Raw genomic sequence first — 9,689 nt, forward strand, 5'->3', positions numbered from 1 at the left:
TTCGCATTGCAAAATAACCTTTTTCTGTACAACTCCCAAATGTATTTTTTGTTATTGGTTGATTGGTTCTTGGGAAACTAGCTACTGGGAAATTAGTGAGATACTTCTCAAACCAATTTTCCTGTAACTAATAACCAATATGCCAGTTTACCAATAACCAATCAACTCAAACGAATGGGTAATGAGCGAACAGCTTTTCCAGTCAAATCCAAAATTGCACCTGCAATGGCTGGAGCAATAGGAGCGAGAGGAGGCTCACCCACACCGTAAGGAACGTCATCACCTTCGAGAATAAAGCACTGGATTTCGGGAACATCGGCTAATGTAACCATCGGATATTGGCTGAAATAAGCCTGTTCGATCTGTCCATCTTTCACCGTTACTTCTTCATAAAGTGCAGCCCCGATTCCCATCATGGTTGCTCCTTCAATTTGCTGTTTAATTCCTTCAGGATTAATGCTTATGCCACAGTCTAACACTTGAGTGACTTTTTTTACAACAATTTTCCCTTCTACTATGGCTAATTCTATGGCCGCTGCGGCAATTGATTTTCGGTCATTTCCGATGGCAATTCCTCGGCCAATGCCTTCGGCTTTTGGTGTTTTCCAACCACTTTTTTCGATGAGGGCTTCTAAAACCTTCTTGCCTCTTACACTTATTTTATCATCATCTTGCAATAAGCCAATTCTGAAAGCAATTGGGTCTTTCTTGGTTTGATGTGCCAATTCATTCATGAAACTTTCTACAGCAAAAGTATTCGGAAACATCCCGACACCTCGCCAGATACCAATCGGAATCGGTACTTCGGCATTCCAAACCGAAACCGATTTATTCTTGAAATTATACATGAAACTTGCTCCGTGACCTGCCGAAATGAAATCTGCTCCTAAAATTTTATTAGGAAGGTCAGTCCCCATTAAATTCTTGAGCATATCTGGCGTAGATTGGTCGTGTGTGATGGCTTCAATTTCGCCATTTTGGGCAATTTTAGCTTGCAAAACATGGTGAGTGTTGGGGCGATACAAACTGTTTTGGAATTCTTGTTGGCGAGAATTATAGAGTTTTATCGGCTTTCCAACTGCTTTAGAAATCAAGGCTGCTTCTACATAAAGTCCTTTTACGGCTTTTCTTCCGAAACCACCACCCACATAAGGTGTATGTACTTCTACTTTATCTTTGCTGATATCGAGTGCTTTTGCAACCGTATCAATGACAATCTTTGGCCCTTGCGTGCCAGCAATGATTACGGCTTTATCTGCTTCGACATGGGCAATGGCTGCATTTACTTCCATTTGGGCGTGTGCTGCCATCGGCGTGCGATATTCTTGACGGAAAACGCTTGCCTTGTTATCTTCGATGATACTTTTAGCGTTGCCTTCTTTCTGAACATTTACTTCTTTACCATTGCCAACCGTTACGAGTTTTATCAAATCGGCTTGCTGAACTTTATTTGGCGTGTTCCATTCAACTTGTATTTTCTTGAAGGCACTGTCGGCTGCATAGAAAGTTTTAGCAACCACCGCTACGAGTTCGCCTTCTCGAACAACTTTTACCACACCTGCCGATTTTTCAGCTTCTTTGGTATCAAGTGTCTTGATTGTGCCATCTAAGTAAGGCGATTGTAATAAAACCGCATAAAGCATATCGGGCAGCTCGCTATCAAGGGTGTATTTAGCGGTTCCCATTACTTTTGCTTTCAAATCAGTTCGCTTTACAGTCTTTCCAACTACTTTAAATGCTGATTTTGGTCGTAATTCTGGTGTTTTCGGAATATCCCAGTTTTTGTTTTCTTTTGCTATTTCGGCATAAGTCATTTTATTATTGCCCGAAATCAGCGTACCATTTTCGGTCTTGATTTCGCTGGCTTTTACACCCCATTTTTTTGCGGCAGCTGCTTTGAGCATTTCACGCATAGTAGCGGCTACTTCTCTGACTGGCTCATAAAGGCTTGATGTTGAGTTACTTCCACCAGTATTTATTTCGTCGTATAAGCCACTACTTGTAACTGAGTGCTCAACTTTTATCTGCTCGTAAGGCACATCTAATTCTTCGGCGGCCAGCATAGCAAGCCCCGTAAATACGCCTTGTCCGATTTCAATTTTTGGCGATTTCAGTGTAATCGTATTATTAGGTAATACTTCAAACCAAAAATTTGGTTGCAACGAACTCATCATCGCTGGTATATCCATGCCCTCGGCTTTTTGAGCTGTAAATCGACGCATAGGCGAGCAACCCAAATAACTTGCAACTACTGTTCCGCCCAAAACGATTGCTCCTCTTTGTAAGAATTTTCTACGTGAAAAACCTTTCTTTGTATTATCTGCTGACATAGTTTTTAGATTTTTTGGTTAGAAATTTCGGCTGCTCGTTTGATGGCTTTGATGATACGTGGTTGAGTACCGCAACGGCAAATATTGGTAATGCTGTTGGCAATATCCGCTTCGCTCGGATTTGGGTTTTCTTTCAATAATTTGGCTGCTGCCATCATAAAACCCGATTGGCAATAACCACATTGTGGTACTTGCTCTTCTATCCAAGCTTGTTGAATAGGGTGGAGCTTTTCGGTGCTTTCTGAAAGCCCTTCGAGTGTTGTAATGTTTTTTCCTGCGATGCTTTCGACAGGAACCGAGCATGAGCGGGCTGCTTCGCCATCTATGTGGAGTGTGCAAGCTCCGCACATGGCCATTCCACAGCCAAATTTCGTAGCCGTGAGTTTGAGTTCGTCTCTGACAACCCAAAGCAATGGCATGGCAGGGTCAACATCTACGCTTGTTGGCTTACCATTTATTGTGAAGTCGATTTTCATTAGTTTTTATGTTGATTGGTTTGAATGTTATTGAATTGAATCTCAAAATGAAAAATTGTTTATGATTAGTATTTCACTATTATTTCATTGCCGTTTGCTTTAGCTGACGGATATAAAATGATAAAATCATTATCGGCTTTAGCCAAAACTGACCTTTATTTTGACTAAAGTCAATTTGGTCTTGAGTTGCTATTATCCGTCAGCTAAAGCAGACGGCAATGAATTTTAGATGTCTCCAAATTTATTTACTCATCACCAAAATATCTTCTACTTCTAAAATTTGCTTCGTATAGCCTCTAATTGAGGTATTTATCATCGCTTGTCCGAGTTCAGCTAAGGTACTGAAATAATTCGGGAAAAATCTTCGGCCTACTGGGTACATCCAAGAAATATATTTGTAATAGGGCAATGTATTTTTGAGTCCTTTAGTGGGCAACATAAAAGCTGGACGGAAATTATAAACTGCCTTGAAGGGTAGCTTCGTCAAATCATTTTCGGTCTTACCTTTTACCCTTGCCCACATACTTCTGCCTTGCTCGGTGCTGTCGGTGGCCGACCCAGAAATGTAGCAAAATGTCATTGCTGGATTTACCGAACTCAACTTCTCCGCAAAATTCAGCGTTAGCGTATGCGTCAGTTTGAAATACTCTGCCTCTTTCATGCCAACTGACGAAACTCCCAAGCAAAAATAACAGGTATTATAGCCCGAAAGTTGATTGAGAATCGGTGAAATATCATAGAAATCTGAATGAATAATTTCTTGGAGTTTTGGGTGAACAACACCACATGGCTTACGGCCAATAACCAAAACCGATTCTACTTCCGAGCGGTTGAGGGCTTCGTGTAACACACCTTCGCCCACCATGCCAGTTGCTCCCGTAATGATTGCTTTTATTTTCATTTTTTAATTAAATAACAGGTTTGATATTTTGGGAAACCTAATTTTTGTAAATGTTTAATTATCAGTATTTTAATTTGATGTGGATTTGTTGACTGTTGACTGTTGACTACAAATTAAATCCCAAATCATCTCGAAGCCTTGTTCGATACTGTCTTGTTGTTGGTCTGTTGATTGTGTTAAAGCATACTGATAAATTCCCATAACCTGACTATTCACGAGCGTGTAGAGTAGCTCATTGGGCATTAACTTTATTTCGCCACTCGCTTTTGCTTTTTCTATGAAAGCAATGTGCATTTTGCTTTGTTCGTGCAGCACTTCAGCAGGAATTTGTGCCAAATGGGGCGAAAAATGCACTTGTTGGATGTAATAAAATTTATCTTGATTGACCAACGCCCAATTGATGGTAGTAAAATACAGTTTTCTAAATGCCTCTTCGATACTATCATTGGGGTCGGCTTGGGCCACTAAAAGCTGATTTAATTCATTTTTGATTGTTACATAAAGCTCTTTAATCAAAGTTTCTTTGGTTGCGAAATAATGAAAAAGTGTTCCGTTGGCAACCCCTGCATCTTTGGCAATTTTGCTGGTAGGAGTGCCATGAAACCCAAATTCAACGAAAAGTTTTAGGGCTGTATCAAGTATTTTTTTTTCTTTATCCATTTATTAGATTGACTAATCAGTCGATATTTAAAATAGAAACGATTCTTTTGTAGAAAAGTTTCATGTTGGTAGAGTTTTTATTTTAAGTAATTGGGTAAATTTAATCGACAAGTTTAAAAGCAACCAATAAATTGACTATAAATCTATTAGTTACTGTGGACTTGTCGACTATTGACCGTGGACTACTTACCACGGAGTTTCACAATATTTTTCTCCATGGTTAAAGAAAATTACTCAAAAATGCCTGTTGGATGGCCATCGAAGCTGACGGTATTTTTGTTTTGCCAATAATTATTGATGCCTTCTTGACCTTGTTTGTCGGCCCAATGGTTGAGTTCTTCACGCTCATGTCTATAATCCATAAATGGTACGGCCATTCCGCAGGAAGTTTGTACGGTTTCGACTTCTACATCAAAAATTTGTCTTGCACCAGTATATTTTGGGAAAAGATTGATGTATTCTGCCCATTCGGCATCACGTGGGTGGTAGGTTTTGGCAGTTCCGTAAAGTCTTAAAATGAGTGGTTTTCCCTCGAATGCACAAAACATAATTGTCATTCGGTTGTTTTCTTGTAAGTGCGTAGCGGTTTCGTTGCCACTACCAGTTACGTTGAGCCACATTACCCGATTTGGGCCGAGCACTCTAAATGAGTCCATGCCCTTGGGCGATACATTGACAATGCCCGTACTCATGGCCGTGCCTACGAAGAAGAGTTTTTGTTTTTCGATGAAATCTTTGATTTCGGGTTGAATTTGGTCGATTTTTTTGCCCATAATTTTGTGTAATAGTTTTTTAGAAAAGATTTTTTCGAGTAAAAAAGTTCGTCGTTTGCTTTTAGGACTTCTTTTTGCCAATTTGCTGTTGATTTTAGGCATAACCAAGTAGTTTCTAACCTTTACCTCATCAATTATGAAAAAAATACTACCATTTCTTCTCTTCTTAATTGCTTTTGTTAATCGAGGATTTTCTCAGAAAGAAATCCTTCAAGAATTAGAGCAGAATTTTAGTCATTATGCTGGCATTTCTGATAAAGTTTGGCAGCTTGCCGAGCCTGGTTATCTCGAAAATCAGACCTCCGAAATGCTCATGAATGAACTAAAGAATGCTGGGTTCGAGATAAAAAAAGGTGTTGGAAATATACCTACGGCATTTGTGGCATCGTATGGTTCTGGCTCGCCTGTAATCGGGATTTTGGCCGAAATGGATGCTTTGCCAGGGCTTTCGCAAGAAGCAGTTCCGTTTAGAAAAGCACTAAAAACTAATGGATATGGCCACGCTTGTGGGCACAATTTGTTTGGTGTTGGCTCGGTTGCGGCTGCTATTGCTACCAAAAAATGGATGGAAAGTGCAAAAATCAAAGGAACGATTCGTTTGATAGGAACGCCCGCCGAAGAAGGTGCCGGTGGTGGAAAAACATACTTAGTTCGTGAAAATGTTTTCAAAGATATTGATGCCGTATTGCACTGGCATCCGGGTGATAATAACAATGCAAGTCCGAATTCATCATTGGCCTATCGGGTGGCAAATTTTAGCTTTGAAGGTTTGGCGGCCCATGCTTCTGCCAGCCCTGAAAAGGGACGTTCGGCTTTAGATGCCGTTGAAGCAATGAACTACATGGTAAACCTCATGCGTGAGCATATTTCGCCCGAAACTCGTATTCACTATGTCATAAAAAATGGTGGACTTACCTCAAATATTGTTCCTGACTACGCAATGGTTGAATACACTGTCAGAAGTCCATCGGCCAAAGGTTTGGAAGAAACTTGGCAACGAATCATGAAAACTGCGGAGGCGGCGGCACTTGGCACCGAAACCAAAATGAGTTTTGAAATTTTGGCGGGTTTGTATAATCTATTGCCAAATGATGTTTTGGCGAAACAAATGCAGAATAGTTTAGAAAAAGTTGGTGGCGTGAAATATACGCCCGAAGAAGTTGATTTTGCTGAAAAAATTCGTAAAACGGTCAATAGTCAAAGTTTAGCTGCGTTAAACTCAGCACAGGAGGTCAGACCTTACCAATCAGGTCTTTCATTTCCTGCTTCAACTGATGTTGGTGATGTAAGCTGGGTTGTGCCAACTGCGGGTTTATCAACCGCAACTTGGGTGGCTGGAATTCCTGCTCATAGTTGGCAAGCAGTGGCTTGCAATGGTATGAGTATCGGCCATAAGGGAATGATGAATGCCGCTAAAACCATTGCCCTAACCGCTCAAAATTTATTTCAAAATACTAGCATTATTGAGCAAGCAAAAGAGGAATTATACCAAAGAAGAGGCAACAAAGTATTTGAATATAAATCATTGGCGGGTGATAGAAAACCGCCTTTAGATTATAGAAAATAGCTTTTACATGGTATTTTTGTTTTGAAAATGCCAATTATCGGTGACACGCATAGCGTGCCACCGAATTTTTATCAACTATTTACGGTGCATAGATTCGCAAAGTTGTCAATTAGAATCTTACATCATTATCCAATACGAATGTTTGTCGAATTACATTACCCAGAGTCATTAACTGCACAAGAACTTGATGTTTACCTTGCCAATGGTTGGTTTAGAATGGGGCAATCTATTTTTACGACAAACTTCCTGCGTTTTAAAGATAAACTTCATTCGGCTATTTGGCTCAGAATTGATTTATTGAATAGTGAAAAAAGTAAAACTCAACAAAAAATCGAGAAACTCAATGCCAAATTTAGGGTTGAGGTTCAGATAGCCAGTCCGACCGAACATCACGAAGAATTATTTAGGAAATACCGAGAAAGTATGACTTTTGAGGCTGCTCCATCTGTCAAAAATTTACTTTATGGACATCAAGAAGAACGTGCTTCACTCCGAATTTATGATACTGTTGAGATAAATATCTACGATGACCAAAAGTTGATAGCAACTGGTTTTTTGGATTTAGGCGAAAAAAGTGGAGCGGGCATTTCGTGTTTTTATGACCCCGAATATCGAAAATATAGCCTCGGAAAGTATTTGATGTATCTAAAAATGGAATTTTGTAAGAAAAACGGATTTCATTTTTTCTACCCGGGCTATTTTGCACCGGGCTACCCACTTTTTGATTATAAACTCGATTTGGCGAAGCCCTCACTGCAATACCTCGATTTGGTGGCCGATGCTTGGATTCCGTTTGAAGAATATGATGATTCTCGGATTCCACTCAATTCGATGATAGAAAACCTCAGAATTTTAAGTGAAATCTTAGATAGTAGGGGAGTGAAAAATGATTTTAAATTCTATGATTTCTTCGATGCCGACATGATTCATAACCTCAACGGTATGGGCTTGCTCGATTTTCCTGTATTCTTGTTTTGTTTTGATATTGATGCCGACTCTCCGCTACTTCCAATGGTAATTTATGATGTGCGAGACGAACAATTTCATTTGATTTTATGCACAAGGGTCTATAAATCAATTTTTGAAGAAGCACCAGAAGAACATTATAATGCTTTTTTGCTACAAATTTCGAGGTTTTTATACACTGGTGAAGTGGTAGAAGAAATGGCTGATGTGATAGAAATGTACGGGCGAGAATTATTGAAAGAAGTCTAAAAAAAATACCATCGAGCATCCAAAAACGACACCCGATGGATTGATTGTATAGATAGAGTTGAATAGACTTAGATAACGTTCAGCTCTTTGCCGACTTTAGTAAATGCCGCAATGGCTTTATCGAGATGCTCGATTTCGTGACCTGCCGAAATTTGAACTCTGATGCGTGCCTTTGATTTCGGTACAACTGGGTAGAAGAAACCAATCACATAAATGCCTTCTTCCAATAATTTGGCCGCAAAAGTTTGTGCCAAAGGTGCATCATAGAGCATAATTGGAATAATTGGGTGTTCGCCGGGCAATAAATCAAAGCCAGCTTCGGTCATTTTTGCTCTAAAATAGGCAGCATTTCTTTCGAGTTTGTCTCTCAAAACCGTTGATTGCTGCAAAATATCAAGCACTTTTATTGAAGCTCCAACAATTGCTGGTGCAAGCGTATTGGAGAAAAGATAAGGTCTTGAACGTTGGCGAAGCATATCTACAATTTCTTTACGTGCAGCCGTAAAACCACCCGATGCACCGCCCAAAGCTTTTCCGTAAGTTCCCGTCACGATATCAACTCGGCCGATTACGTTTTTCAATTCAATCGTTCCACGGCCAGTTTTTCCCATAAAACCCGTTGCGTGGCATTCATCAACCATGACCATTGCACCGTATTTGTCAGCTAAATCACAGATTTTGTCCAACTGGGCAATCGAACCATCCATCGAGAAAACACCATCAGTTACGATAAGTTTTTTCTTGCAATGACTGGCCGCAATGAGTTGCTGCTCTAAATCGTCCATGTTATTGTTTTTATAACGGAAACGCTCAGCTTTACACAATCTGATACCATCAATGATAGAAGCATGGTTGAGTTCGTCCGAAATAATAGCATCTTCTGCTCCCAAAAGTGGTTCAAAAACACCACCATTGGCATCGAAAGCCGCCGCATACAAAATACAATCTTCTGTACCCAGAAACTCAGCCGTTTTACGCTCCAATTCTTTGTGAATATCTTGCGTACCGCAGATAAATCTTACCGAAGACATACCAAAACCATGCGTTTTGATGGTTTCGATGGCAGCTTCAAGCACTTCTGGGTGTGATGAAAGCCCTAAATAATTATTAGCACAGAAGTTTAAAACTTCCTTATTCTGTGTATTTATCGTAGCCGACTGTGGCGTAGTGATAACCCTTTCTGATTTATATAAACCAGCCTCTTTGATGGCCGAAAGTTCGTCTGAATAGTATTCTCTGATGTTATCAAACATGGTTTTATGCAAATGTTAATTGTTCCTGTAATTTTAAAATCATTGTTTCGGTGATGTCCTTCAAAGTATAGTTTGATTGCCAACCCCATTCGGCTCTTGCTTCCTTATCATCAATTACTTGTGGCCAAGATTCGGCAATTTGTTGTCTGAAATCGGGCTCATAAGAAATGCTAAAATTCGGAATAATTTTCTTGATTTCTGCCGCAATTTCTTCGGGAGTAAAGCTCAAACCAGCCAGATTGTATGATGTGCGAGTTTTGATGCTTTCTTTCGGTGCTTCCATGAGTTGGAGCGTTGCCTTGATGGCATCATCCATGAAAATCATAGGTAAACGTGTATCTTTTGCCAAAAAGCAAGTATAAGGCTCGTCGCAAACGGCTTTATGAAAAATATCAATGGCGTAGTCGGTTGTGCCACCACCGGGCAAAGATTGGTAGCCAATGACCCCAGGATAACGCAACGAACGCACATCTAAACCATAACGATTGAAATAATAATTTGCCCAATTTTCGCC

General features: G+C 40.0%; 8 protein-coding genes and 1 pseudogene. 2 read left to right on the top strand and 7 right to left on the bottom strand.

Going from position 1 to position 9,689, the window contains the following annotated elements:
- Positions 1-161 precede the first annotated feature (161 nt).
- The 5 genes from ACOVO2_RS04465 to ACOVO2_RS04485 all read right to left on the bottom strand — a co-directional run bounded on the left by ACOVO2_RS04465 (position 162) and on the right by ACOVO2_RS04485 (position 5,140).
- The gene (locus ACOVO2_RS04465) at positions 162-2,330 is read right to left on the bottom strand and encodes a molybdopterin cofactor-binding domain-containing protein (RefSeq protein WP_421768808.1); all 2,169 of its coding nucleotides are present in this window, start codon (positions 2,328-2,330) and stop codon (positions 162-164) included.
- Positions 2,331-2,335: 5 nt separating this feature from the next.
- Entirely contained in the window at positions 2,336-2,806 is a 471-nt protein-coding gene (locus tag ACOVO2_RS04470) for a (2Fe-2S)-binding protein (RefSeq protein ID WP_421768809.1), read from the bottom strand.
- A 241-nt stretch (positions 2,807-3,047) separates the two neighbouring features.
- The gene (locus ACOVO2_RS04475) at positions 3,048-3,707 is read right to left on the bottom strand and encodes an NAD-dependent epimerase/dehydratase family protein (protein WP_421768810.1); all 660 of its coding nucleotides are present in this window, start codon (positions 3,705-3,707) and stop codon (positions 3,048-3,050) included.
- 69 nt (positions 3,708-3,776) lie between these two features.
- Positions 3,777-4,367, bottom strand: coding sequence for a TetR/AcrR family transcriptional regulator (locus ACOVO2_RS04480; RefSeq protein WP_421768811.1), 591 nt, complete (start codon positions 4,365-4,367; stop codon positions 3,777-3,779).
- 230 nt (positions 4,368-4,597) lie between these two features.
- Positions 4,598-5,140, bottom strand: coding sequence for a pyridoxamine 5'-phosphate oxidase family protein (locus ACOVO2_RS04485; protein WP_421768812.1), 543 nt, complete (start codon positions 5,138-5,140; stop codon positions 4,598-4,600).
- 136 nt (positions 5,141-5,276) lie between these two features.
- Between ACOVO2_RS04485 and ACOVO2_RS04490 the strand changes: the two genes are divergently transcribed.
- Entirely contained in the window at positions 5,277-6,707 is a 1,431-nt protein-coding gene (locus tag ACOVO2_RS04490) for an amidohydrolase (RefSeq protein WP_421768813.1), read from the top strand.
- Positions 6,708-6,845: 138 nt separating this feature from the next.
- Positions 6,846-7,922, top strand: coding sequence for a GNAT family N-acetyltransferase (locus ACOVO2_RS04495; RefSeq protein WP_421768814.1), 1,077 nt, complete (start codon positions 6,846-6,848; stop codon positions 7,920-7,922).
- Positions 7,923-7,990: 68 nt separating this feature from the next.
- Here ACOVO2_RS04495 and kbl read toward each other — a convergent pair whose 3' ends face one another.
- Both kbl and ACOVO2_RS04505 read right to left on the bottom strand, forming a co-directional pair.
- Positions 7,991-9,175 (bottom strand): glycine C-acetyltransferase, encoded by a 1,185-nt coding sequence (gene kbl, locus ACOVO2_RS04500; RefSeq protein ID WP_421768815.1) that lies wholly within the window; start codon positions 9,173-9,175, stop codon positions 7,991-7,993.
- 4 nt (positions 9,176-9,179) lie between these two features.
- Positions 9,180-9,689: pseudogene (locus ACOVO2_RS04505) on the bottom strand (NAD-dependent epimerase); the annotation flags it as partial.

Source organism: Emticicia sp., from assembly GCF_049241225.1.
GTDB lineage: Bacteria > Bacteroidota > Bacteroidia > Cytophagales > Spirosomataceae > Emticicia.

Bases quoted from the DNA above. Each gene is read 5' to 3' on its own strand.
- ACOVO2_RS04465 (WP_421768808.1), bottom strand. From the start codon at position 2,330: ATGTCAGCAGATAATACAAAGAAAGGTTTTTCACGTAGAAAATTCTTA.
- ACOVO2_RS04470 (WP_421768809.1), bottom strand. From the start codon at position 2,806: ATGAAAATCGACTTCACAATAAATGGTAAGCCAACAAGCGTAGATGTT.
- ACOVO2_RS04475 (WP_421768810.1), bottom strand. From the start codon at position 3,707: ATGAAAATAAAAGCAATCATTACGGGAGCAACTGGCATGGTGGGCGAA.
- ACOVO2_RS04480 (WP_421768811.1), bottom strand. From the start codon at position 4,367: ATGGATAAAGAAAAAAAAATACTTGATACAGCCCTAAAACTTTTCGTT.
- ACOVO2_RS04485 (WP_421768812.1), bottom strand. From the start codon at position 5,140: ATGGGCAAAAAAATCGACCAAATTCAACCCGAAATCAAAGATTTCATC.
- ACOVO2_RS04490 (WP_421768813.1), top strand. From the start codon at position 5,277: ATGAAAAAAATACTACCATTTCTTCTCTTCTTAATTGCTTTTGTTAAT.
- ACOVO2_RS04495 (WP_421768814.1), top strand. From the start codon at position 6,846: ATGTTTGTCGAATTACATTACCCAGAGTCATTAACTGCACAAGAACTT.
- kbl (WP_421768815.1), bottom strand. From the start codon at position 9,175: ATGTTTGATAACATCAGAGAATACTATTCAGACGAACTTTCGGCCATC.